Raw genomic sequence first — 23,498 nt, forward strand, 5'->3', positions numbered from 1 at the left:
CTCGGGTGCGATTGCGCACGCGCGCTCGAGATCCGATCATCCTAATGCCATCGGCCGGCCCGGTCGGTCCCGAGGAGTTGCACCCATGGGCGTTTCGCGCTCCGCCGCCGTCGCGCTGTCAGCCCTGCTGGCGGCCTCCACGGCCCAAGCTCAGACGGCCCAAGCTCAGACGGCCGAACCGGCGGCAACACCGTCGGTGATCCGGAACGCCGCCGTCGATCCCGGCGCGGCCCCGGTCGCACCGGAGGCGCCGAAACCCGCGCTCGCCGCCGACGCCCCGAAGCCCGCGACCTCGCCGGATGCCCCGGCCGCTGAAGCGCCTCCCGCCCAAGCTCCCGGCGCCCAGACCTCCGGTGCCCAAACCCCAGGGGCCCAAGCCCCGATCGCCCCTGCGCCGGCCGCCGAAGCCCCGCCACCGCCGGCCGATCCGCAATCGGCCGCCGTCGCCGCGCGCCTGTCCGATCCGGCCCCCCTCCTCCCGCGTCTCTCGACCAAGGAACGCGAGGCGATCCAGGCCTTCTACGCGCTCGGCGCGTTCAAGCCGGTGTGGATCGCGGACGGGGCCTTCACCCCGGCGGCGAAGTCGGTCGCCGCGCGCCTGGCCGCTGCCGGCGAGGACGGCCTCACGGCCTCGGCCTACCCCGTGCCGGTGCTCGGGACCCAGGGCGTCACCGAGGCGCAGCTCGCCGAGGCGGAGCTGAAGCTCTCGGCCGCCGTGGTGCTCTACGCGCGGGACGCCCGGGGCGGGCGCATCGCCCTGTCCAGCGTCTCCCGGCTGATCACCCCCGTCCTCGATATCCCCGCGCCCGATACCGTCCTCGGCCGCATCGCCTCGGCGGGGAGTTCGGCCGGCGCCCTCCTTCAGGGCTACAACCCGGCCCAGCCCGGCTACCTCGCCCTCAAGGCGCGCCTCGCCGCCCTGCGCGGCCACAACCATGCGCCGGTGCCGCCGAGCGTGCAGCTTCCCCCGGGCCCGGTCCTCAAGCTCGGGATGACCGATCCGCGCGTCCCGGCCCTGCGCAGCCGCTTCGGCCTTGAGACCCGCACCGCCGGCACACTCGATTCCGGACCCGGCGACCCCGAGACCTACGATGCCCGCGTGGCCGCCGCCGTGTCGGGCTTCCAGCGCGGGCGCGGCCTGCCGGCCACCGGCACGCTGACGGCGCAGACCGTGGCCGCCCTCGCCCGGCCCGACACGGCCGCCCGGACCGACGAGGGCGAGGCCGCCCTCATCGTGAACATGGAGCGCTGGCGCTGGCTCCCCTCCGACCTCGGCCGCGACTACGTCATGGTCAACATTCCGGAATTCAAACTCCGGGTGATCCGCGACGGCCGCCAGCGCGACGAGGCCCGCGTCATCGTCGGCAAGACCGAATCCCCCACCCCGATCTTCTCGGGGATGATGGAATACGCCGTCGTCAATCCGTCGTGGAACGTGCCGCCCTCGATCCTGAAGAACGAGTTCCTGCCCGGCCTCGCCCGCGACCCGAACTACGCGGCCCGGCGCGGCTACGAGGTGGTCTACCGCAACGGCAACGTGTCGGTGCGCCAGCCGCCGGGCGAGCGCAACGCCCTCGGCTTCATCAAGTTCATGTTCCCGAACAACCACGCGGTCTACCTGCACGACACGCCGAACCGCGGCCTGTTCTCCGCCTCGCAGCGGGCGCTCAGCCACGGCTGCGTGCGGGTGGACGACCCGTTCCGCTTCGCCGACGCGGTGCTGCCCGAGGCCTGGTCGAGCGAGCGCCTGAAGAAGCTCATCGGCAAGGGCGAACGGCATATCCGCCTTCCCGAGAAGCTGCCGGTGCACCTCGCCTACTTCACCACCTCGGTGGACGAGGCCGGCGGCGTGCGCACCCTGCCGGACCTCTACGGCTACGATGCCCGCATGAAGGTCGCGCTGGGCCTGAGCCCCGGCAGCCTCCTCGTGGCCAAGGCCCCGGGCGGCAAGACGTCCGGCGCAAAGCCCGTCGCGGGCCGGACGTCCGGTTCCGGGAGCGCCGAGGCGGCCAATGCTGTCAAGCCGAAGCCCAAGCCGGTGGCGGAGGTGCGGCGCAGGCCCCGCCCCGAGGCGGCCTTCGCCGACGCCCCCACGACCCGGACCTCGGCCGCGCGGGCCCCGGCCGATTTCGGCGAGCCCGACCTCTGGACGCCCCGTCCCGGCCGTACCTCGAACGGCTGGTGGTAGGCGGCGCCCCGGCGGCTGCTCCCACTGCTCCATTTCGCCGGGTCGGCGTCCCGCTCGATCCCGTCTGGTTCGCTTCGCGGCGCGTCACCCCCGCGGGCGGCTGGACTCCGCGTGCGGCCGCACACCCCCGGCACGATTTCGCCACGGTTCAGACTTAGCCCTGAAGCCGACAAAAGGCGAAGCGACGAGGATCCGGTAAACCGGTCGTTCACGGTTTTCGGCAACCTTGCGTTCACCATGATTCGCGTCCCGCTCGCGATCAGGCAGAGGGTGAGACCAAGGTGCTGAAGCGTCTGCGAAATGGGCTCCCGAGGCCAACGCGTGTCACCGAGGCGGATCAGGTACGCGAGGCCGGCAAGGCGCGCGTGGCGGCGCGCAGCCGCCGGCTTCGCCCCCTCGCCGCCATCGTCGCGGGACTCGGCCTCACCGTGGTGGGCGGCACGCGCGGCACGCAGGATGCGGTGGCCAACGGCGATACCCGCACCCTCTCGATCTATCACAGCCACACCAAGGAAAGCCTGACCGTCACCTTCAAGCGTGACGGCCGCTACGATCGGGCCGCCCTGGAGCAACTGAACTGGCTCCTGCGCGATTGGCGCGCGGACGAGCCCACGAAGATGGACCCGCGCCTGTTCGATACGGTGTGGGAGGCCTACCGCTCCGTCGGCTCGCAGGAACCGATCACCGTCGTTTCCGCCTATCGCTCCCCCGGCACCAACGCGATGCTGCGGCGGCGCTCCCGCATGGTGGCCGAGTACAGCCAGCACATGCTCGGCAAGGCGATGGACTTCTACCTGCCCGACGTATCCATCGACCAGATCCGCGCCATCGGCATGCGCATGCAGCGAGGCGGCGTGGGCTGGTATCCGCGCTCGGGAACTCCCTTCGTCCACCTGGACGTGGGCTCGGTCCGGTCCTGGCCGCGCATGACCCACGACCAGCTCGCCCGGCTGTTCCCGGACGGCAAGACCGTCCACCTGCCCTCCGACAACCGCCCGCTCCCCGGCTACGAGTTGGCGCGCGCCGAGGTCCTGGCCCGGGGCGGCACCGTGCTCGGCGTCACGGAAGTGGCGCAGATGGACGAGGATGACGGGCCGAGCATCAAGGGCTTCTTCGCCAGCCTGTTCGGCGGCGGCAGCCGCGAGGCGGAACCGCCGGCCCAGGTCGCGAAGGCGCAGGGCCGCTCGCGGGCCAAGGCGGCGCCGGTGCTCGTGGCGAGCGCGGATCCCGAGGATCAGTCCGCGACCCGCTCGGCCCTCGCCTACGCCGCGCCGGCCGCCGACGACACGCTGAAAACCGCGCTCCTGCGCCGCGATGGCCGCGACGCGCAGAGCCTCCTGACGGCGGAGACGGGGGAGACGGCGGCGGCCGCCCCCGAGCCTGCCGCGACGATCGCGCTCCCGCTTCCGCCCCGGCGCCCGGCCGAGTTCGCCGCCGTCACGGCCGCCCTGACCATGCCGCTGCCCCCGCCGCGCCCGCCGGTCCAGGTCGCGAGCCTCGGGACCTCCGGCATGGCGAATCTCACGGTTCCGCCCGCCCCCGCGCGCGCCGGTGCCCCGCTGGTTCCCGCCAACGCCGATTCGCGTACCCAGCTCCGGGCCCTGTTCGCGGCCGCGACCGCCGATGCGGAGCCCGCGAGCCGCGCCGCGCCGGTCAAGCTGGCCAACGCCAAGGCGAAGCTCGACGGGGCGCCCGCCGCGATCGTCGCCCCCGTCACCGGTGTCGCGACCCGCTTTTCCACCCGCAGTCCGGGCGACGACCTCGCGGCGTCCCGATTCACCGGATCCGCGACCCGCGTGGTGCCCGGCGCCCGCTGAGCGTCGGCCCTCGCCCCGAAACCCCGCGCCTCGGCCGGTCGGCCGCCTCCATCCACACGCTTGAGCCTGCGGGCTCGCGCCCGCCGTGGTGGCGGTGACGCGTTCCAAGACCGTCATCGGGTTCGACCGCAACGGCCCGCATCCGGGCCGGGGCGACGGCGTCGTCGCGCCCAGGGCGCCGCGGCGCGATTTTCCCCGGCAGTTGCCTCAGTCTCGGCCATGATCTCTGCGACAAGGCCGGCGTGTGCCAAGGTTTCGCCCTTGGGCGCTTTGTTCTATTCTGGACGAACGCCGCGCGAACGACCTACTCACGAAATCGAGAGGTGACAAGCCTCGTGCTCGTGAATCAAAGCTAACCCCGCTAACCTTCGGCGTTCCGTTCGCTGGGTCCACAACTCAGGATCGTCGCGCGGATCGACCAACGTATGTGATGGCGGCAGGGTGTTTTCAGGCTTTGATAGGGATCTGTGCCCTCGGCCGGATTTGATCGCGCGGGCGCCTGTATTGAAGGAACATCTCGGCTGTACGTCGTTTATCTGAGCGCAAGTCGTCCGGCCTCCCTCAAATGGGTCAGGACTCGGAATATCCATTGGTCCAGAAGGCTCGATCCGTCTCAATGGGACGGAGTCGAGAACCGGGTTCTGAACGACGGAACTCCCCAGGCCCCGAAGGGAGGCACTCCGCCATGTTCGCCATCAGCTTGACCTGCCTCCTCGCCGGCGTGGCCCTCGCGGCCGCCGCGCAGAGTTTCCCGAACCACCGGGCGGCCATGGAATGGGCCTGCGGGACCCTGCTGCTCGCGGGGCTGGGGCTGCTCGGATTCGGCCTGCGCCTGTACCGGTAGGCCGTGGGCGCCGTCCGGCGCCGGTTCCGGGAGGCGAAGGCGCCGTCCGGCGCCTGTTCCAGTGGGCAAGGGCGCCGTCCGGCGCCACTTTTGTGGGCAAGGGCGCCGTCCGGCGCCAATTTCAGTGGGCAAGGGCGCCGTCGGCGCCCCGGGGCCTCAGACCATGCCGAGCGCCTGCATGTAGAGCTCGAGGATCGCCTCCTCCTCCTGGCGCTCGGCGTGGTCCTTCTTGCGCAGGGAGATGATCTTGCGCAGGGCCTTGGTGTCAAAGCCGGTGCCCTTGGCCTCGGCGTAGACGTCCTTGATGTCGGAGGCGAGGCCGGCCTTCTCCTCCTCCAGGCGCTCGATGCGCTCGATGAAGCTCTTGAGCTGGTCGGCGGCGACGGAGGAGGCGTCGACGGCGGGTGCGGCGGATGCGGCCATGGTCGTCTCAAGTCCCTGAGATGCGAGGCGCCGCGATGCGCGCGCCGGAACCGCTTCGATAAGCCGTCAAGCTTACCGGGAGCTTAGTGCGGCTCCGGTGCCGCCTTCGCGAAGGCCGCCTGCTGCTCCGGAGAGGCGTCCGCCTGGTGCAGGCGCTTCCACTCGGCATAGGGCATGCCGTAGACGGCCTCCCGGCTCGCGTCCTTGCTCAGGGGCAGGCCCTGCGCATCGGCCGCGTCCTTGAGCCAGTTCGAGAGGCAGTTGCGGCAGAACCCGGCCATGTTCATGAGGTCGATGTTCTGCACGTCGGTGCGGTTCTGCAGGTGCGCCACGAGGCGGCGGAACACCGCGGCTTCGAGTTCCGTCCGGGTGGCGGCGTCGATCTCGGTCATGATGGCGTCTCCTTGCTGGACCCTTCAGGTCGGCGTGGCGGGGCGTCGCGTCAAGCGCGGCGCTCAGGCACGGATCGGCAGCATGGGCGCGAGCAGGCGCGCGAACCGCGCCGCCCACTCGGCTTGGCCCGCCTCGCCGACGATGAGGTCCTGGCGGATCTCCACGAGCGCGTTGGGCAGCCCGCGCGCCATCGCGTGGCGGTCGATCGTGTCGCCGGGCAGGCCGCCGCCGTAGGGCTCGTTGTCGCCGACCGTCAGCCCCGCCGGATCGGCGCGCAGGCCCGCGATCAGCGGCGCGCTCATGCGGTCGTCGCGGTCCCAGAGGATGCCGACCTCCCAGGGGCGCGGCACCCCGCGCCAATAGGGCGTGAAGCTGTGGATGGTGACGATGGCGGGCCGCACCCCGGTCGCGGTCGCGGCGGCGATGCCGGCCTCGATCGCGGCGTCGAAGGGCTCATAGAAGCGCCGGATGCGCTCGGCCTTGCCCGCCTCGTCGATGCGGGCGTTGCCCGGCACCACGGCTCCGTCGGAGAGGCGCATCACCAGGGTCGGGTCGGCCCGGCCCCGGTTCGGGTCGATGATGAGGCGCGAGAAGCGGGTCAGGATCGCGGGCGCGCCGAGCTGGGCCGCGAGCCGGCGGGTCACGGCGGCGGCGCCGATGTCGTAGGCGATGTGGCGGCTGAACTCGTGCGCCGGCACCCCGAGCTGGGCCAGATCCTCGGGCACGTGGTTCGAGGCGTGGTCGCAGATCAGCAGGAGGCCGCGGGCGGGGTCGCCGGGGAGCGTCTCGACGGGATGCGGTGGCAGCATGGGGTCTCGCGCGGTCCGGGGTTGCGGCAGGCGGGGCTCCGGCCGCGGCCGCGGACGGTCCTTCCGCGAACGCGTGGCTTGCCGAGGCGGCGGGCGTCGGGCACAGCACGTATCGCGGATCGCGCCGCGACGGCAACAATCCGGCGTCATGCCGGGGGCAGAACAATCCGGAGGAGAACCCCCGGGCCGCCTTCGCGACCGCCAACCGGATGACGGAAGCGCCATGACCGATCCCAAGATGACCGATCTCGATAAGACCGAGGCCGCCCGCGCCCTGCTCCTGCACTGCCTCGACGAGGCCATCGCGGCGGCCCATCCGGCCCGCTGCCTCGTGCCGCACCTGCCCGCGCCGGGCCCGGGCCGGCTCATCATCCTGGGGGCCGGCAAGGCCGGCGGCAGCATGGCGGCGGTGGCGAGCCGGTTCTACCGCGAGGAGCACGGCGTCGATCCGAGCCGCATCGTCGGCCTGGCGGTGGCCCGCCACGGCTATGGCGAGGAGGCGCCGATGATCCGCATGGTCGAGGCCGGCCACCCCGTACCGGACCAGGCCGGGATCGACGCCACCGCCGACGCCCTGAAGATCGCCGCAGATGCCGGCCCGGAGGACGACGTGCTGGTGCTGCTCTCGGGCGGCGGCTCGGCGAACTGGATCGCCCCGGCCGGTGACCTGACCCTCACCGAGAAGCAGGCGATCACCAAGGCGCTCCTGCGCTCGGGCGCGCCGATCAACGAGATCAACGCCGTGCGCAAGCACCTGTCGCGCATCAAGGGCGGCCGCCTCGCGATGATGGCGCGCAACGCCCGCTCGATCCTGACGCTGGCGGTCTCCGACGTGCCCCACGACGACCCGGCGGTGATCGCCTCCGGCCCGACGGTGCCCGATCCGACCACCCTGGCGGAGGCGCGCGCGATCTGCGAGCGCCGCGGCATCCCGCTGCCCGAGACCGCCAAGGCGCTCCTGAACGATCCCGTCAACGAGACCCCGAAGGCGGGCGACCCCTCCTTCGCCCGGGCCGAATACCGCATCATCGCCCGGCCCATCGACGCCCTGGAGGCCGCCGCCGCCGCCGCCGCGAAGGCCGGCTACGAGCCGGTGATGCTCGGTCCCGACGTGGAGGGCGAGGCGCGCGAGGTCGCCGCCGAGCACGCCCGCCTGGCGCGCGAACTGGCCGAGGCCGGACGCCGCGTCGCGATCATCTCCGGTGGTGAACTCACCGTGACGATCCGGGGCGAGGGCAATGGCGGCCCCAACCAGGAATACGCCATGGCACTGGCGATCGCCCTCGACGGCGCCCCCGGTATCCTCGGCATCGCCGCCGATACCGACGGCACCGATGGCGGGCGGGGCGCGGCCACCGATCCGGCCGGCGGCCTCATCGACCCGACCACCCTCGCCCGCGCCCGCGCCGCCGGCCTCGACCCGGCCGCGATGCTGGCCGACAACGATTCGACGAAGTTCTTCGCCACCATCGGCGACCTCGTCCAGCCGGGTCCGACACGCACCAATGTCAACGATTGCCGCATCATCCTCGTCGGTTGAGGAAACATCCCGTCGCGTGCGCCGCCCCTCCCCCGGGGGGCGCACCTGCGCGGGGGCGGCCATCCTCGTCGTCCTCGCGCTGACGCCCGCGCCCGCACAGGCGGACCTGCGCATGTGCAACCAGACCGCCAGCAAGGTCGGCATCGCGCTCGGCTATCGCGATCCGCAGGGCTGGGTCACGGAGGGCTGGTGGGACGTGGCGCCCAAGGCCTGCGAGACCCTGCTCAAGGGGGCGCTGGCGGCGCGGTTCTACTACGTGTTCGCGGTGGACTATACGCGCGGGGGCGAGTGGAACGGCCGCTCGCTGATGTGCACCAAGGACCGGGAATTCACGATCCGGGGCGTCGAGGATTGCCTCGCGCGCGGCCTCGACCGCAACGGCTTCTACGAGGTCGATACCGGCGAGCAGAAGAGCTGGACGATCCAGCTGACGGATCCGAACCAGCCGGCGGCGCCGACGCCGTGAAGGGCGGGGCAGTCCCGGAGGCCGCTCAGGCGTCCCGGGGTCGAGACGGGTCGTCCCCGAATCGGATCGGGAAACGCCGGGTCAGCCGATCTGATCCTCGTCGTCCACCTCCGGAACGATGTCGCTGAACGGGATGGTGAGCACGGGACGGGTCTGCTCGTCCTCGATCTCGAACGAGCAGGCGAACCAATCCCGCACGGCCATGGAGGGCGGCCCGGCAACGAGGTCGCGGGCGGTTTGCAGCGCATGCTCGCGCGCCGCCTCCACATCGGCGAGCTCATCCCCTTCGGGATCGACCGCCAGCTTGCCGGCGCCGGGGCCGTAGCGAAGGTTGAAGAAGTAGCGAGGCATCGTCAGGCCCCCTCGATCAGCCGCGCGTACTCGGCCTCCGGAATACCGTAGCTGCCGTCCGCGATCTCCTCCAGAAGCTCCCGGTTGATCACGGTGACGCGCCCGCGCTTGGCTCGGATGCGGCCGGCGCCCTCGAGTTGCTGCATGGCGATGGTCACGCCGGAACGCCGCACGCCCAGCATCATCGACAGGAACTCGTGCTTGAGCAGGAGCTCGTTGCCGTCGGCCCGGTCGTGACACATCAGCAGCCAGCGGGCGAGGCGCGCCTCGATCTCGAGGGTCGCGTTGATGAAGGCCGTCTGCCGGACCTGGATCATCTCGGTGAGGATGTAGCGCAGGAGCAGTTTGCGCAAAGCCGGGCTGTCCTCCACCGCCGCGACCACCACCTCGGCGCTGATCTGATAGGCGCTCCCCGGCATCTGAACGAAATGGTCGTAGGGCACGCGATCCGAGCCGAGGAGCATGGGGGTCGCCCCGACGACGCCTTCCCGGCCGACGATCCCGATCTCGACCCGGCCGTTCGCGCTCTCGGCGGTGATCGAGGTGACCCCGCTCTCCATGAAGTGGAACGTCTTGATGCGGGCGTTCGGCTTGATCAGGGGTTGCCCCGACAGCAGCTCGACGAACTCCAAGTGAGGCTGGAGGCGCGCGAAGTCCTCATGGGTCATGACTTTGAGCAAACGATTCTGTACGTCGGATTGCTGGATCGGAGCCATGGACCCTTATCTGCCAATAGGAGCAAGAGCGCATTTCGTCTCTTAGTCGCCTGCGCTCGAATATTTTCAGCAGACGATCGATTCCGTGTGATACAAATATTGGTTCAATACAACGGCGCAAAACCACTTATGTTACTTCGTTACTAACTCGGTACGGTATCGCACATTCGAAAGTTCGATAGCGCACGCGAAACATTGTTGCCTTGATGGGCCTTTTACTTGGAGGCTATAAAATTGATGATACAGCCTTGTTGCCCTGGAGGTTGTTGAGCATCCTGTTCCGGAGCGTTCCATGGATCTCGCAGCCCGACGCCCGCTCGTCCTGCTTGCCGAAGCCGATGCGGTGGTCGGTGCGGATCTGAGCGAGGCGCTGGAGCGGGCGGGCTATCGTGTGCTCGGGCCGTTCGTAACGGGCGGCGAGGCCCTGGCCGCTATGGCGCGGGAGAGGCCCACCCTGGCCGTGGTGGATGTCGTACTCCGGGATGGTCTCAGTCCGGCCCTGGGCCGCGCCCTGCACCGGCACGATGTTCCGGTCCTCGTCTATTCCGCTCTCCGGCGAGACGACCCGCGGGCGCGCGACTTCCAAGGCCTGCCGTGGCTCGATAAGCCGGCTTCGCCGCAGGAGGTCACCACGCTCCTCGATGGACTGGCCCCGCCCCCGCCCCCATCGCCTGCCGTCGTGAAGTCCCCCGCGCCGGTTCGGATGCTCCGTTCGGATGAGAGCTTGGGCAATCCGCTCATCCGCAAGCTGGAGGGCTTCGGGGTGCTCTCGGACGCGGATCGTGCGGTCCTGACCCAGATCAGCGCCAATCCCCGCCTGATCGGGCCGCGCATGGACCTGATCCGCGAGGGCGACCGACCCGAGGGCGTGTTCCTGGTCCTCGACGGCATGGCCTGCCGGCACAAGGTGCGCGAGACCGGCGCCCGTCAGATCCTGGCCTACCTGCTGCCGGGAGATCTCTGCGACCTCGACGTGGCTCTCCTCGACACCATGGACCACACCATCACCACGGTGTCGGCCTGCCGGGTGGTGCAGATCCCGCCCGAGACCATCGCCGCGTTGATCCAGCATCACCCGCAGGTCGCCCGGACCCTGCGCAAGACGACCCTGGTCGACAACGCGACCCTGCGCGAATGGCTGGTGAACGTCGGCAGTCGCTCCGCCGTGGAACGGCTCGCCCACCTGCTCTGCGAGCTCCTCGTCCGGCTGCGCGCGGTGGACCGGACCGAGGGCGACAGCTTCGAACTGCCCGTGACCCAGGCGGAGCTCGGCGACACGACCGGGCTCTCGAGCGTCCACGTGAACCGCTCCCTGCAGGAACTCAGGCGCCAGGGGCTGATCGAACTGAAAGGTCGGCGCCTGACGATCCTCAATCTGCCTCGGCTCAAGGCGGTCGCCGAGTTCCGGGCGAATTATCTGCACCTTGGAAACCGAACCGCGGCATGATTCGGGGACATGGCGCAGGGGTGTGATTCCGAGGCGTGAGATCCCCGCTCCACGCCGGGTCCCCTCGCCCGCCGGGCGTCCGTGCGATCGAAAAATCTTGACAATATTCCTATTATGTGGTTCCTTGCCACCGCTCGCCTTCCACGAGGGAGGCCCCGCGACGGACCGGGTCGCGGGGCTTGGAAGGAGGAGACGGCGCCCGCGTCGGTGGCCCGGTTTCGCCATCGCTTCGGGCCGCGCCGTGCGACGCAAGGTGTCTCGGCAAACCGGTCCTTCCGGACCGGTCTCCTGGGGCATCCCCAGATAACGGACGACCTGCCCGAGACGCGGCGGGTCCGGGGCCGTGGGCCATGATAAGTCGGTCGCCAGGGGCTGCCGCTCCCGCCAAGGGGGTGACGGTGCCTGGAGGAGGGCCGCCACAAGCCGAGTCGCAGACGCTGTCGAAGACGCCGTGACGTGACAGGTTCGGCTCCCCGGCGGGGGCCGGGCCCAGGGACGCCGGGGAACCGGCATAACCTTCGAAAACGTGGTTTCGCGGCGTCCCGCGTCTCCCGCTTTCAGCCTCATCCCGCGCCGGAAACGGCGGCGGGGCCGTCGGCGCATGCCTCGCGCGCAGCGCGCGACCCTGCGTCGGGCGCGGCCCCCGCCGGGTCCCGGGGATCGGCGTTCTTGACGCGCCGGCTCCTTCGGTGCTTGTGGCCCTTCGCTCAATGCCGGTCGTTCGAAACTGGCGGGGCCCGATCCGGGGATGGAGACACCAGTGAAACGCTCACGCCGCACGAAGATCATCGCCACGCTCGGCCCGGCCTCCGACACGCCGGAGATGATCGAGACGCTGTTTCGCGCCGGCGCCGACGTCTTCCGGCTCAACATGAGCCACCTGCCGCGCGAGAAGCTGCCGGAGAAGATCGAGGTCATCCGCACCATCGAGCGCGAGCTGAAGCGCCCCATCGCGATCCTCGTGGACCTCCAGGGCCCGAAGCTGCGCGTGTCCGCCTTCGCCGAGGGCGCGGCGATGCTCGCGAACGGCGCGACCTTCGTGCTCGACAGCGATCCGACGCCGGGCGACGTCTCGCGGGTCTACCTGCCCCACCCCGAGATCCTCTCGGCGCTGGAGCCCGGTCACTGCGTCATCATCGATGACGGCAAGCTGCGGCTCACCGTGACGGAGGTCTCGGAGGGGCGCGCGGTGACCCGGGTCGAGGTCGGGGGCCGCATCTCGAACCGCAAGGGCGTCTCCCTGCCCGACACGGTGATCCCCGTCGCGGCGATGACCGAGAAGGACCGGGGCGACCTCGAGGCCGGCCTTGCCGCCGGCGCCGACTGGATCGCCGTCTCCTTCGTGCAGCGGCCCGAGGACGTGGCCGAGGTCAAGAAGGTCGCCGCCGGGCGCGCCCTGGTGATGGCCAAGATCGAGAAGCCGCAGGCGCTGACCCGCCTCGAGGAGATCATCGAGATCTCCGACGGGCTCATGGTGGCGCGCGGCGACCTCGGCGTCGAGATGCCGCTGGAGCAGGTGCCCGGCGTGCAGAAGCGCATCACCCGCGCCTCGCGCCGCATGGGCAAGCCCGTGGTGGTCGCGACGCAGATGCTCGAATCGATGATCTCCGCGCCGGTCCCCACCCGCGCCGAGGTCTCCGACGTCGCCACCGCCGTCTACGAGGGCGCCGACGCGGTCATGCTCTCGGCCGAGAGCGCCTCGGGGGCCTTCCCCGTCGAGGCCATCACCATGATGAGCCGGATCGCCGAGCAGGTGGAGCGGGACGCCCTCTACTGGACCATCCTGACCGCGCAGCGCTCCGAGCCCGACGCCACCGCCTCGGACGCGATCGCGGCGGCGGCCCACCAGATGGTCGATGCCCTGGGGCTCACGGCCGTGATGGCCTGGACGCATTCGGGCTCCACCGCCCTGCGCCTCGCCCGCTCCCGGCCGAACGCCACCATCATCGCCCTGACCCCGAAGCGCGAGACGGCGCGGCGCCTGGCGATGTGCTGGGGGACGCACCCGATCGTCACCAAGGACGCCAGCGACGTCGACGACATGGCCTTCCGGGCGGCGAAGTTCGCGGTGCGCGAGAACTTCGCCGAGATCGGCGGCCGGATCATCGTGGTGGCGGGCGTGCCCTTCGGAACGCCGGGCGCCACCAACCTCGTGCGCATCGCCTTCGTGACCCGCGAGCACGCTGCGAAGGCCTGACACCCGCCGTCGCCGGCTTCCCGGCCGGCGGCGGCCTTCAGCGGGCGCTGACCCCCTCGGAGAGGCGCAGGCTCTCGGAGAGACGCACGACCTCGTCCTGCACGGAGGTGCTCGCGACGGCGTGGACCATATGGCCGATGCCGGGCAGCACCACGAGCCGTGCCCCCGGGATGCGGGCCGCGAGGGGCTTGGCGTGGCGTTCGGCCGGCACGATGCTGTCGCGGTCGCCGGTGATGATGACGGTCGGCGCCGTGATCTCGCCGTAGCGACGGCTCTGCGCCAGGAGTGCCGCCGGAAGCCCGGTCAGGTCCTGTACGTTGGCGAGCATGGTCGCCGGCCGCAGCACCAGGGCGGCGCGGACCGCCTCCAGGTAGTTGGCGGGTGCCGCCTGCGGACGGAACACGCCGTTTCCGGCCCGGGGCAGGTAATAGAGCCCGACCGGCGTCGCCACGGTCCGGCTGAGCAGCCAGGTCACCGGGGGCCAGAGCGCCAGGCGATAGATCGCCGGGATCGGCCCGATCTCGGGCAGCGGCATCACGGCGGGCGACATCAGGACGAGGGCCGCGACCGCTTCCGGATGATCCAGGGCGAGCGCCGTCGCGAGGGCGCCCGACCAGGAATGCCCGAGCACGATCGCCGGACCGGCCCCGAGGCCCGCGAGGGCCTCGGCGATGGCGGCGGCCTGAGCCTGCGGCGTCGCCATCCCCGCGCCGGCGAGCCGGTCGCTCCAGCCGAAGCCCGGCCGGTCCAGGGCGATGACCCGGAAGCCCGCCTGGGCCAGGCTCCCGCCCAGAGCCGTCATCGGGTCGGCGGCATTGGCGGATGCACCGTGCAGGAGCACCACCGTTCCCCGGTCGGAGGGATTCGGCCCGGCCTGGATCGTCGCGATGCGCCCGCCTGTCACCGGAACGAAGGGTCCGGCGGGCGGATAGCGGGCCTCGATCCGCGCGGTGATGAGCAGGGTGATGCCCGCGGCCACGAGGGTGAGCACGAGGCCGCCGGCGAGCAGGGCCGCGATCAGTTTCAGGAGGAGCATCGGGCGCTACAGGTCCCGGCCGTCGACATCGGGGGCGAGGCGGTCGATCGCCGTCTGCAGCCGGTCCATGCGCGGGTAGAGCGCCGCCGCCCGCCGGAAGGCGACGAGCGCCCGACGCTTGTCGTCCATGGACTGGTAGATGCGCCCCAGGGCTGCCCAGGCCTCGTAGTGGCGCGGCTCCAGCGCGAGCGTCCGCTGCAGGTCCGCGATGGCGGCGGCGGGGTCGGCCAGCATCCAGAACACCGTGGCGCGCCGGTTCCAACCCTCGGACCAGGCCGGCTCCAGGGTCGTCGCCCGGTCCATCAGTTCGATCGCCAGCGGAAGGTCCTGTCCGGACATGGCCTGGCGCGCCCGCTCGGTCAGCAGGTCCGCCGTCGCGCTGCCCGATCGTCCCAGCCGCTGCTCGATGAGCTTGGCAACGCCCTTGGCCTCGGCATCGTCCCCCGCCGCCTTCAGGCGTGCGTAGAGTTCGTCGAGGCCGGGCGGTGGCTTCTTCTCGGGCCTTGCCGTCTCCGGTGTCGGCTCGGCAAAGGCAGGCGGCGCCAGGCAAACGCAGAAAGCCGCGACGAGCGCGGCTTTCAGGCAGGATCGGATCGAAAGGGGGTTCGGCATGGCCGGAGCTTCCTCGCCCCGCGCCGTGTCGTCAACGTGATGGCTTGCCGCGTCCGCGGCGAGCGCCGTTCAGCCCTGGCGCGCCTTGAAGCGCTTCTGGGTCTTGTTGATGATGTAGACGCGGCCCTTGCGACGCACGATCTGGTTGTCGCGGTGACGGCCACGGAGGGACTTGAGGGAGTTGCGAATCTTCATCGGTCTCACGTCGGCCGGGCGCAGAACCCGCCGCCTGTCCATAGGGTCTCGGGAACGAGGCACCTGACGGCGGCCTCGGCGATGTGTCGATGCATCGCGGAAAGGCGGTTGCCTTATCAGGATTCGCGACATCATGGCAAGGCTTCGCGGCGCTTTGCACGATCGAAGGCCTGAGATGGGTCCGGCATCGGTGCCCTTCGAACGAATGTATCGCGCTCGTCGGGTCGATACTCATGGTCGGATGGAAACCTGAGGGATTGGAATTCCTGATCGACCACGGCCGGATTGGCCCACCGCCTCGGGACTGGAATCGTCCGCTCGCCGTTCCGAGAGGGGGAGAGGCGATGTGCGGGTATCCTGAATTTAACAACCATCAGAAGATGTATCAAAGGATAGTCCGCGCGGCTTTCAGAGCTCGGCAGATCCCTGGACCAGTGGGACGGCAACGCTCTCGTGAAACGGTCGGGAGTGCCTGTTCCGCGGTTCTCGGTTTCGCGACAGAGCTGGCCGGAGGGGCTCGAAAGCGATTGAGAACTGCGTCCGGCGCACACGGTATGTCTCCGTAAACACTTCGCATGCGAGATAGCGTCAGCATCTGTCAGCTACGGAGACCCACGGGTGACGGTGGAATCAGGCGAGTCGACGCCAGAGTCGGCGGTCCCACGGCGGGAGGAGCGAAGCCCGACGAACTGGATCGCGACCATCCGTCTGCGCGATGGGACCGAGATCCCCTGCACCGTGAAAGACGTTTCGAAATCTGGTGCCAAGATCGGTGTGGCCGCCAGTCAGGTCCTGCCGCCTGTCTTCATGCTGCGAATCATCGGGCGCGATTTCCTGTGCCTCGTTCGCTTGGCGTGGCGCCGCGGGGATTACGTCGGCGTACGCATCGAGCGCGTGGGGAAGGTTCCCGTGTCGGCCGCAAAGACGGATGTGGATTCCCAAGCGCGACAGGATGTGCGCGGCGGTATCGGCGTCCCCTCACGCAAGCGCGGGATCTCGGCCTTCTGACGCGATGCCGGTGCCGGGCGCCGTACCGTTCCGATTTTTTTCGATGGCACCATGAAACGCGAGAACCCCGCCCTGCCGAGGCAGAACGGGGTTCTTCGATGATGTTCGATGGAGAGGTCTCTCGCGCGTTCAGGCGGCGCTGCGGTTGCGCGCCTCGCGCTTGGTGTCGACGCCCGAGGCTTTAATCTCGGACAGCTTCTGAGCGACGTTACGCGAGAACACGAACTCGGCCGGACGCTGGTTCTCGAGGTTGATCTCCGGCGCCATCGCGCCCTCGGTCTTGATGCCGCGAATGGCGTGAATCAGGGGCTTCCAGGGCTTCTTGACCGAGTCGACCACCGAGGACGCCTCGTAGCCCGAATGGACCATGCAGTCGGCGCACTTCTCGTAGTTGCCGGTGCCGTAGGAGTCCCAATCGGTCTCGTCCATCAGCTCCTTGAAGGTCGCCGCATAGCCCTCGCCGAGGAGGTAGCAGGGCTTCTGCCAACCGAACACGGTACGGGTCGGGTTGCCCCAGGGCGTGCAATGGTAGGTCTGGTTGCCGGCGAGGAAGTCGAGGAACAGGCCCGACTGCTGGAAGGTCCACTTCTCGCGACCCTTCTCCTTACCGTGACGGAACACGCCGCGGAAGAGATCCTTCGTCGCCTTGCGGTTCAGGAAGTGCTTCTGGTCGGGTGCACGCTCATAGGCATAGCCGGGAGAGACGGTGATGCCGTCGATACCCATCCGCGTGACGCTGTCGAAGAAGTCGGCGATCTTGTCGGCCGACGAATTGTTGAAGAAGGTGCAGTTGATCGTGACGCGGAAGCCCATCTCCTTGGCCTTCGCGATCGCCGCCACCGCCTTGTCATAGACGCCGCGCTGGCACACCGACTGGTCGTGCATCTCCTTGTCGCCATCGAGATGGATCGACCAGGTGAAGTACGGGCTCGGCTTGTACTCCTTGATCTTCTTCTCGAGGAGGAGTGCGTTCGTGCAGACGATGGCGAACTTCTTCTGCGCGATGATGCCTTCGACGATCTGCGGAAGATCCTTGTGGAGCAACGGCTCGCCGCCCGCGATCACCACCACGGGTGCACCGCACTCGCGGACGGATTCGAGCGCATCCGCCACGGGCAGGCGCTTGTTCAGGATCTCGTCCGGATAGTCGATCTTTCCGCAGCCGGCGCATGCGAGATTGCAGCGGAACAGCGGCTCCATCATCATCACGAGCGGATAGCGCTTACGTCCGGTCAGGTGCTGCTTCAGGATGTAGCCGCCAATCTTCGCGACGTACCGGATAGGAATGCCCAAGACGCGGCTCCTTGTTGTTGGCCCGAATGTATCGGGCTGCTTAGCGTGAAAAATGGCCAAATTCCAGCGACGTAGCTTGGAACCGATCTCAAAGGCGTCGAAAGGCGTTCATTCGGCAAAGATCGCGAAGCCCTGGGACAATCGCGCCACAGAGTTTCAAGCGTCGGGACCGACCGTGCGATGGAGACTAGGCAGGGTATCTCAGCCCCATCCCGACTTTCCTATTCCTCCAGAGCATGCCCAGGCTGCAGCTTGACGGTTCCTGGTCCGACGAGCCGCGGCATCAAGGGCTATTTTCGAACCGTGCTGCGGTGCGAAGCGGCACGCGAGATAGAACCTCGGGGCCGCCACGCCGTTTGCGTTGCAATCTGGTCGCGGGGTGGATAGGTGGGCGTGCTGCGCAGGGCTGTTTCGTCCCCATGCGATTCAGAGAAGCTGTGTCGAACATGCATCAATTGGCGCATGGGCAACTCGGTTTGCACGCTGGATTCGGGATTTGCAGCAACAGGTGATAACCCGCGGCACTAGACAGATCGATCCTCAGCTCCGCAGCCGTCCGGGCTGCGGCGTCCTTGCGGGCGCCAGGGCGGCGGGGATCGCATCGCTCAGGCAGGTAGGATACCCGTGATCGAACGGCTCGTCGCGTTTTCCGTCCAGCGTCGCTGGCTGGTCATTGCTCTCGTGGCACTCGTCACCGTGGCGAGCGCCGGCATGGCGGCTCATCTCTTCAAGATCAACACCGATGTCGAGCGTCTGATCGACAAGGACGTGCCCTGGCGGCAGGACGAGATCAACTACGAGAAGGCCTTTCCCCAGCGTACGGGGACTTTGGTCGCCGTGATCGACGGGAAGACACCCGAGGAGGCCGAGGAGGCCGCGGCCAACCTCTCGGCCGCTCTCGTCAACCACAAGGACATGGTCGAGTCGGTCTACCGACCCGATGGTGGTGCCTTCTACGAAAAGAACGGTTTCCTCCTGATGTCACAGGAGGAGCTGACGAAGACGACCGAGCAGCTCGTGCAGCAGCAGGGTCTGCTCGGCCCGCTTGCCGCCGACCCGTCGCTGCGCGGCATCATGCGGGTGCTCGGTCTCGGCGCACGCGGGATCAAGAGCGGAGACGCCAAGCTCGAGGACCTCGAGCGGCCGATGACGCAGATCGATGGAACTCTCCGCAAAGTGTTGACGGGCGAGCCGGCGCGCATGTCGTGGCAGATGCTGCTGTCGAATGGGCGGACGCAGAGCACCGATCTGCGCAAGTTCATCATGATCCAGCCGGTCCTCGACTATAACGCGCTGCAGCCCGGTGCCGAGGCGACCGAACTCGTGCGCAGGGTCGCCGCGGACCTGAAGATCAACACGCTCGGCGCTCCTGAGATCGCGGGCAACCCGCGCATGCGCCTCACCGGCCCGGTGGCGGTGGCGGACGACGAGTTCGCGACCCTCTCCGAAGATGCGCTGCTGAACTACAGCGTCACCGTCGGGGCCATCGTGCTCTTCCTGTGGCTGGCGCTGCGCTCCGCTCCGCTGATCGGCGCGGTCCTGATCACCACGTTCGCCGGGCTCATCGTCACGGCGGGCCTCGGCCTGCTCATGGTCGGCGAGTTGAACCCGATCTCGGTGGCCTTCGCCGCCTTGTTCGTCGGCCTCGGCATCGATTTCGGCATCCAGTTCGCGGTGCGCTACCGGGCCGACCGCTACGAGCAGCCCGATCTGCCCTCCGCCATGAACGCGGCCGCCCGTGGGGTCGGCTGGTCGCTGACCCTGGCGGCCATCTCGCTCATCGCCGGCTTCTTCGCCTTCCTGCCGACGGCGTTCCGTGGCGTGTCGGAACTCGGCCTGATCGCCGGCGTCGGCATGATCGTGGCCTACCTGTTCTCCCTGACCCTGCTGCCCGCGCTCATCGCGGTGTTCAGGCCGAAGGGCGAGCGCGAGGCGGTGGAGACGACCTGGCTCGCTGGCGTCGATCCCTGGATCATCCGCAACCGCAAACCGATCCTGATCGGCGTCACCCTGATCACGCTGGCGGGCATCCCGCTGCTCTTCAAGCTGCCCTTCGATTCCAACCCGATGCACCTGCGCAGCCCGAAGGTTGAGTCGATCTCGACCTATCTCGACCTGATCAAGGACCCCGAGACGAGCCCGAACCTGATCGACGTTCTGGCGCCCTCCCCCGAGGCGGTCCCGGCCCTTGCCGAGAAGATCTCCAAGCTCGCATCGGTGGCCAAGGTCATCGACATCAACACCTTCGTTCCGCCGGACCAGGATGCGAAGCTTGCGATCATCGCAGACACAGCCCAACTGCTCGGGCCGGTCCTGAATCCAGGCCGTAAACCGCCGCCGCCGACGGATGCCGACAACGTCAAGGCGATCAAGGAGGCCGTAACGGCCCTGCGCGGCATCGCGCTGGGTTCCGATGCGCCCGGCGCCAAGGCGGCGGGCGCTCTCGCGGATGCCCTCGACAAACTTGCCGCCGCGCCGGTGGCGACCCGCGAGGCGGCCAGTGTCGCCCTGACGAAGGATCTCAGGACCCTCCTCACCCGCCTCTCCGGGCTTCTGAACCCGGAGAAGATCACCCTCGACAATCTTCCGCCGAAGCTGAAGGCGGAATGGATCGCGGCGGATGGACGTTCGCGCATCGAGATCCACCCGAGCGGGGATGCCAACGACAACCAGGTCCTGCGTCGCTTCGCCAAGGATGTGCAGAGCGTGGCGCCGCACGCCACGGGTGCGCCGGTTGCCACGACCTCGTCGAGCTACACCATCCTCGGCGCCTTCCTGCAGGCGGCGGTGACGGCCCTGGTCCTCATCTTCATCATCCTGTCGGTGGCCCTGCGCAAACCCTGGGATGTCGCCATGACCCTGGGGCCCCTGGTGCTCGCGACCCTGTGGACCCTGATGGCCCTGCACATCGTGGGGATGCCCCTCAACTTCGCCAACATCATCGCAATGCCGCTGATGCTGGCGGTAGGCGTGGCCTTCCACATCTACTACGTCATCGCCTGGCGGGCCGGCGTCACCGACATGCTGGCGTCCAGCCTGACGCGTGCAATCTTCTTCTCGGCCCTGACTACGGGGACTGCGTTTGGCTCTCTGGTGCTGTCGAGCCATCCGGGTACCGCCAGCATGGGCAAGCTGCTTGCCCTGTCGCTGTTCTTCACCCTGGTGGCGGCCTTCTTCGTGGTGCCGGCTTTCCTTGGTCCGCCCCCGAAGCAGCCCGATCCGAAGCGGCCCGAAGGTGATGCCGCCCTGCCGCCGTCCCTTCAGCCTCGCAAAGCCGAGGCGCTGTCGGCGAAGTAGCGTGGCTGCGAATCTCAATTCCTGAACACCGAAGGGGCGCGGATCGGATCCGCGCCCCTTCTCGTATCGTCGCGGTCCTGAAGGCCGGGCTCAGGTCAGGAAGTCGGAAAATCCGCCCCGGGAAATGCCCGCCGCGGCCGCCAGGGTCGCTGGGGCGATGAGGGCGTCGCGCTCGGCCGCATAGGCGTAGCCCGGCGCCTCTCCCGCAAAGCCGCCACCCGTCGCAGGGTGGGTGTAGAGTTCCGTGAGACCATCCGGCAGGTGAGCCAGCAGGCCGGCGACCCGGGCCGGCGTCATGGCGCCGGACCAGGCGAGCCCGAGTGTCCGGTCGGGGATCAGCAGACCCGCCTGCCGCGCCCGCACGGCGAGCAAGGCAGCCCAGGGTGCACTGTCGAGGGCGGCTTTCGGGGTGGCACCGGGTTCGGCCGCGCGCAGGATGGCCCGCGTCTCACGGGGCACCCGGATTGCGCGCATGCCGTGCCGTTTCCCCGCCGCGAGGACGAGGCCGGCGATCAGCGGATGCACGTGGAAGTGCTTGTGGGCATTCACATGGTCGAGGGGCAGGCCGGTGGCGCGATAGGCCTGAAACTGGGCTTCGATCTCGGCGGTGAGTTGCCGACGGGCAGAGGCTTTCAGCGCAAGGTCGAGGCCGAGGCGACCCATGTCGCTGCGGATCAGTCCATCGGCTCCCACGAGGTCCGGAAGCTGTTCGGGTGGGAGCGTCGGCCACGCCTCGACCATCACCAGGTGAAGCCCGACGCGCAGTGAGGGCAGTCGCGTCGCGCGGGCTATGGCATCGGCGGCCGCGGGCGCGGACACCATCAGGCTCGCGGCCGTGAGGATGCCGTCGCGGTGGGCCTGCTCGACGGCCTCGTTGACCTCCCGGCTCAGGCCGAAATCGTCGGCGGTGACGATCAGGCGTTTCCTATGGGCCTCGGCCATGTCCAAGCCTTCTCATCGGGAATGGTGCCGGGGGAAGCGGCAAAGGTATTGCGGCCGAGCACCGGGGTCGCTCCGGCCTTCCTGCCAGAGGCGTCCTCGAGCAGGCGCAGGTTCATAAGCTCTGGATTGCGCTTCAGCATCGGGGTCAAACTAGCCAGGGAACGCAAGGGCCGGCCTGTTCAATGCGCGCGCTCCGGGCGGCCTGTCCCTCAAGCAGCACCCGCTCCACCTCCGCCTAGAGCCGGCGGACCCTTGCGTCGCTGGCCGCACCCCAGAGGGTGTCGCGCGACCGGATCTGCCCGGCCAGGCGTCTAGACCACGAGATGCAGGGTGGAAACCGGTTTCCCGCATCCGGCTCGCCGTGCAGCAGGCCGCAGAAAACGAGAACGGCCGGGCGATCTGCCCGGCCGTTGTTGGCGAAAGACGATGAGGAACCCGGGATCAGGCGGCCTTGGAGGTACCGGTCTGACGCTCCTTGAGGAAGCGGTAGAACTCGACACCCTCGCGCAGGCGGCGCTTCATCATATCGGGGGAGCGCACCATCTCGGAGACGATGGAGGCGATCTTCGGGGCGCGGAAGTAGAACTTCCGGTAGAACTCCTCCACCGACGTGAAGATCTCGGTGTGCGACAGGTGGGGGTAGTGCAGCGGGGCGATCTGAACGCCGTTCTCGTCGACGAGCTCCGCATTCTCCACGTCCAGCCAGCCGTTCTCAACCGCCTGCTTGTAGAGGAAGGTACCCGGATAGGGAGCCGCGAGCGAGACCTGGATTGTGTGCGGGTTGATGCGCTTGGCGAAGGCGATCGTCTCCTGGATCGTCTCGCGGGTTTCGCCCGGCAGGCCGACGATGAAGGTGCCGTGGATGGCGATGCCGAGTTCGTGGCAATCCTGAGTGAACTTCTCGGCCACCTCGACGCGCATGCCCTTCTTGATGTTGTTCAGGATCTTCTGGTTGCCGGACTCGTAGCCGACGAGCAGCAGGCGCAGGCCGTTGTCCTTGAGGACCTTTAGGGTCTCGCGGGGCACGTTCGCCTTGGCGTTGCAGGACCAGGTGACCCCGAGCTTGCCGAGTTCGCGGGCGATCTCCTCGGCGCGGGGCAGGTTGTCCGTGAAGGTGTCGTCGTCGAAGAAGAACTCCTTCGTCTGCGGGAACTCCTTCAGGCAGTACTTGATCTCTTCGATCACGTGCGCGACCGAACGGGTGCGGTAGGTGTGGCCGCCCACGGTCTGCGGCCAGAGGCAGAAGGTGCAGCGGCTCTTGCAGCCACGGCCGGAATAGAACGAGATGTAGGGGTGCTTCAGATACCCGATGAAGTACTTCTCCATCTCGAGGTCGCGCTTGTACACGCTCGTGACGAAGGGCAACTGATCCATGTCCATCATGATCTCGCGGTCCTCGTTGTGGACCACGGTACCGTTGGCATCCCGATAGGACAGACCCTTGATCTCCGACATCGGAGTGCCGTCGGCGACTTCCTTCACAGTGAAGTCGAATTCGTTGCGGGCGCAGAAATCCACCACCGGCGCCTGGGCCATCGCGCCGGCGGCATCGACGGCCACCTTCGCGCCGATGAGGCCGGCGATGAGCTTCGGATTGGCGGCCTTCAAGGCCTCGATCGTCTTCACGTCCGACTTGAAGGACGGCACCGAGGTGTGGAGCACCACGAGATCGAAATCGTGGGCCTGGGCCACGATCTCATCGAGCTTGATGTTGTGCGGGGGGGCGTCGATCAGCTTCGAGTTCGGCACGAGGGCGGCCGGCTGGGCGAGCCAGGTCGGGTACCAGAACGACTTAATCTCGCGCTTGGCCTGGTAGCGGGAGCCGGCACCGCCGTCGAAGCCGTCGAAGGTGGGAGCCTGCAGGAAGAGGGTGCGCATGGGGTTCAAGGCCTCAGCGAGATCAGGGAAAAAGGTGAATCGAGGA

20 protein-coding genes are annotated in these 23,498 nt (G+C 68.8%); 9 read left to right on the forward strand and 11 right to left on the reverse strand.

Features of this window, described 5'->3' with window-relative positions:
• Positions 1-85 precede the first annotated feature (85 nt).
• From OF380_RS01355 to OF380_RS01365, 3 genes are all read left to right on the forward strand, one after another.
• Positions 86-2,188 (forward strand): L,D-transpeptidase family protein, encoded by a 2,103-nt coding sequence (locus OF380_RS01355; RefSeq protein ID WP_264048999.1) that lies wholly within the window; start codon positions 86-88, stop codon positions 2,186-2,188.
• A 365-nt stretch (positions 2,189-2,553) separates the two neighbouring features.
• On the forward strand, positions 2,554-4,005 hold the full coding sequence (locus OF380_RS01360; RefSeq protein WP_404810586.1) for a DUF882 domain-containing protein: 1,452 nt from the start codon (positions 2,554-2,556) through the stop codon (positions 4,003-4,005).
• A gap of 685 nt (positions 4,006-4,690) precedes the next feature.
• Complete coding sequence (locus tag OF380_RS01365; RefSeq protein ID WP_264049000.1) at positions 4,691-4,849, forward strand: hypothetical protein; 159 nt, start codon at positions 4,691-4,693, stop codon at positions 4,847-4,849.
• A gap of 156 nt (positions 4,850-5,005) precedes the next feature.
• On the opposite strand, the gene OF380_RS01370 is transcribed toward OF380_RS01365, so the two are convergent.
• The 3 genes from OF380_RS01370 to OF380_RS01380 all read right to left on the reverse strand — a co-directional run bounded on the left by OF380_RS01370 (position 5,006) and on the right by OF380_RS01380 (position 6,474).
• A complete protein-coding gene (locus OF380_RS01370; RefSeq protein WP_056180857.1) occupies positions 5,006-5,272 on the reverse strand; it encodes a DUF2312 domain-containing protein in 267 nt (88 codons plus the stop codon).
• Between the two features lie 83 nt (positions 5,273-5,355).
• Entirely contained in the window at positions 5,356-5,664 is a 309-nt protein-coding gene (locus tag OF380_RS01375) for a DUF1244 domain-containing protein (protein WP_264049001.1), read from the reverse strand.
• Between the two features lie 63 nt (positions 5,665-5,727).
• Positions 5,728-6,474, reverse strand: coding sequence for an N-formylglutamate amidohydrolase (locus tag OF380_RS01380; protein WP_264049002.1), 747 nt, complete (start codon positions 6,472-6,474; stop codon positions 5,728-5,730).
• Positions 6,475-6,697: 223 nt separating this feature from the next.
• Here OF380_RS01380 and OF380_RS01385 point away from each other — a divergent pair, with 223 nt between their 5' ends.
• Both OF380_RS01385 and OF380_RS01390 read left to right on the forward strand, forming a co-directional pair.
• Positions 6,698-8,014, forward strand: coding sequence for a glycerate kinase type-2 family protein (locus tag OF380_RS01385; RefSeq protein ID WP_264049003.1), 1,317 nt, complete (start codon positions 6,698-6,700; stop codon positions 8,012-8,014).
• A gap of 112 nt (positions 8,015-8,126) precedes the next feature.
• A complete protein-coding gene (locus OF380_RS01390; protein WP_264051143.1) occupies positions 8,127-8,480 on the forward strand; it encodes a DUF1036 domain-containing protein in 354 nt (117 codons plus the stop codon).
• 81 nt (positions 8,481-8,561) lie between these two features.
• Here the strand turns inward: OF380_RS01390 and OF380_RS01395 are convergent, their stop codons facing one another.
• Positions 8,562-8,831 (reverse strand): DUF6894 family protein, encoded by a 270-nt coding sequence (locus tag OF380_RS01395; RefSeq protein ID WP_264049004.1) that lies wholly within the window; start codon positions 8,829-8,831, stop codon positions 8,562-8,564.
• A gap of 2 nt (positions 8,832-8,833) precedes the next feature.
• Positions 8,834-9,499, reverse strand: coding sequence for a Crp/Fnr family transcriptional regulator (locus OF380_RS01400; protein WP_318784408.1), 666 nt, complete (start codon positions 9,497-9,499; stop codon positions 8,834-8,836).
• A gap of 340 nt (positions 9,500-9,839) precedes the next feature.
• Between OF380_RS01400 and OF380_RS01405 the strand changes: the two genes are divergently transcribed.
• Both OF380_RS01405 and pyk read left to right on the forward strand, forming a co-directional pair.
• Positions 9,840-10,994, forward strand: coding sequence for a helix-turn-helix domain-containing protein (locus tag OF380_RS01405; RefSeq protein ID WP_264049006.1), 1,155 nt, complete (start codon positions 9,840-9,842; stop codon positions 10,992-10,994).
• Positions 10,995-11,754: 760 nt separating this feature from the next.
• The gene (gene pyk, locus OF380_RS01410; protein ID WP_264049007.1) at positions 11,755-13,191 is read left to right on the forward strand and encodes a pyruvate kinase; all 1,437 of its coding nucleotides are present in this window, start codon (positions 11,755-11,757) and stop codon (positions 13,189-13,191) included.
• A gap of 37 nt (positions 13,192-13,228) precedes the next feature.
• Here the strand turns inward: pyk and OF380_RS01415 are convergent, their stop codons facing one another.
• The 3 genes from OF380_RS01415 to ykgO all read right to left on the reverse strand — a co-directional run bounded on the left by OF380_RS01415 (position 13,229) and on the right by ykgO (position 15,034).
• Complete coding sequence (locus OF380_RS01415; RefSeq protein WP_264049008.1) at positions 13,229-14,227, reverse strand: alpha/beta fold hydrolase; 999 nt, start codon at positions 14,225-14,227, stop codon at positions 13,229-13,231.
• A 6-nt stretch (positions 14,228-14,233) separates the two neighbouring features.
• Positions 14,234-14,839: a tetratricopeptide repeat protein gene (locus tag OF380_RS01420; RefSeq protein ID WP_264049009.1), complete on the reverse strand. Its 606-nt coding sequence runs from the start codon at positions 14,837-14,839 to the stop codon at positions 14,234-14,236.
• A 69-nt stretch (positions 14,840-14,908) separates the two neighbouring features.
• Positions 14,909-15,034, reverse strand: a complete 126-nt coding sequence (ykgO, locus tag OF380_RS01425) for a type B 50S ribosomal protein L36 (RefSeq protein WP_055886195.1) — start codon at positions 15,032-15,034, stop codon at positions 14,909-14,911.
• A 618-nt stretch (positions 15,035-15,652) separates the two neighbouring features.
• On the opposite strand from ykgO, the gene OF380_RS01430 reads away from it, so the two are divergent.
• A complete protein-coding gene (locus OF380_RS01430; RefSeq protein ID WP_264049011.1) occupies positions 15,653-16,042 on the forward strand; it encodes a PilZ domain-containing protein in 390 nt (129 codons plus the stop codon).
• Between the two features lie 129 nt (positions 16,043-16,171).
• Here OF380_RS01430 and hpnH read toward each other — a convergent pair whose 3' ends face one another.
• The gene (gene hpnH / locus OF380_RS01435) at positions 16,172-17,335 is read right to left on the reverse strand and encodes an adenosyl-hopene transferase HpnH (protein ID WP_264049012.1); all 1,164 of its coding nucleotides are present in this window, start codon (positions 17,333-17,335) and stop codon (positions 16,172-16,174) included.
• A gap of 624 nt (positions 17,336-17,959) precedes the next feature.
• Here hpnH and OF380_RS01440 point away from each other — a divergent pair.
• The gene (locus tag OF380_RS01440) at positions 17,960-20,632 is read left to right on the forward strand and encodes an MMPL family transporter (protein ID WP_264049013.1); all 2,673 of its coding nucleotides are present in this window, start codon (positions 17,960-17,962) and stop codon (positions 20,630-20,632) included.
• Positions 20,633-20,722: 90 nt separating this feature from the next.
• Here the strand turns inward: OF380_RS01440 and hpnK are convergent, their stop codons facing one another.
• Positions 20,723-21,574: a hopanoid biosynthesis-associated protein HpnK gene (hpnK, locus tag OF380_RS01445; protein WP_264049014.1), complete on the reverse strand. Its 852-nt coding sequence runs from the start codon at positions 21,572-21,574 to the stop codon at positions 20,723-20,725.
• A gap of 441 nt (positions 21,575-22,015) precedes the next feature.
• Entirely contained in the window at positions 22,016-23,452 is a 1,437-nt protein-coding gene (hpnJ, locus tag OF380_RS01450) for a hopanoid biosynthesis associated radical SAM protein HpnJ (RefSeq protein ID WP_264049015.1), read from the reverse strand.
• Positions 23,453-23,498: the final 46 nt, after the last annotated feature.

The organism is Methylobacterium sp. FF17 (genome assembly GCF_025813715.1).
Taxonomy (GTDB): domain Bacteria; phylum Pseudomonadota; class Alphaproteobacteria; order Rhizobiales; family Beijerinckiaceae; genus Methylobacterium; species Methylobacterium flocculans.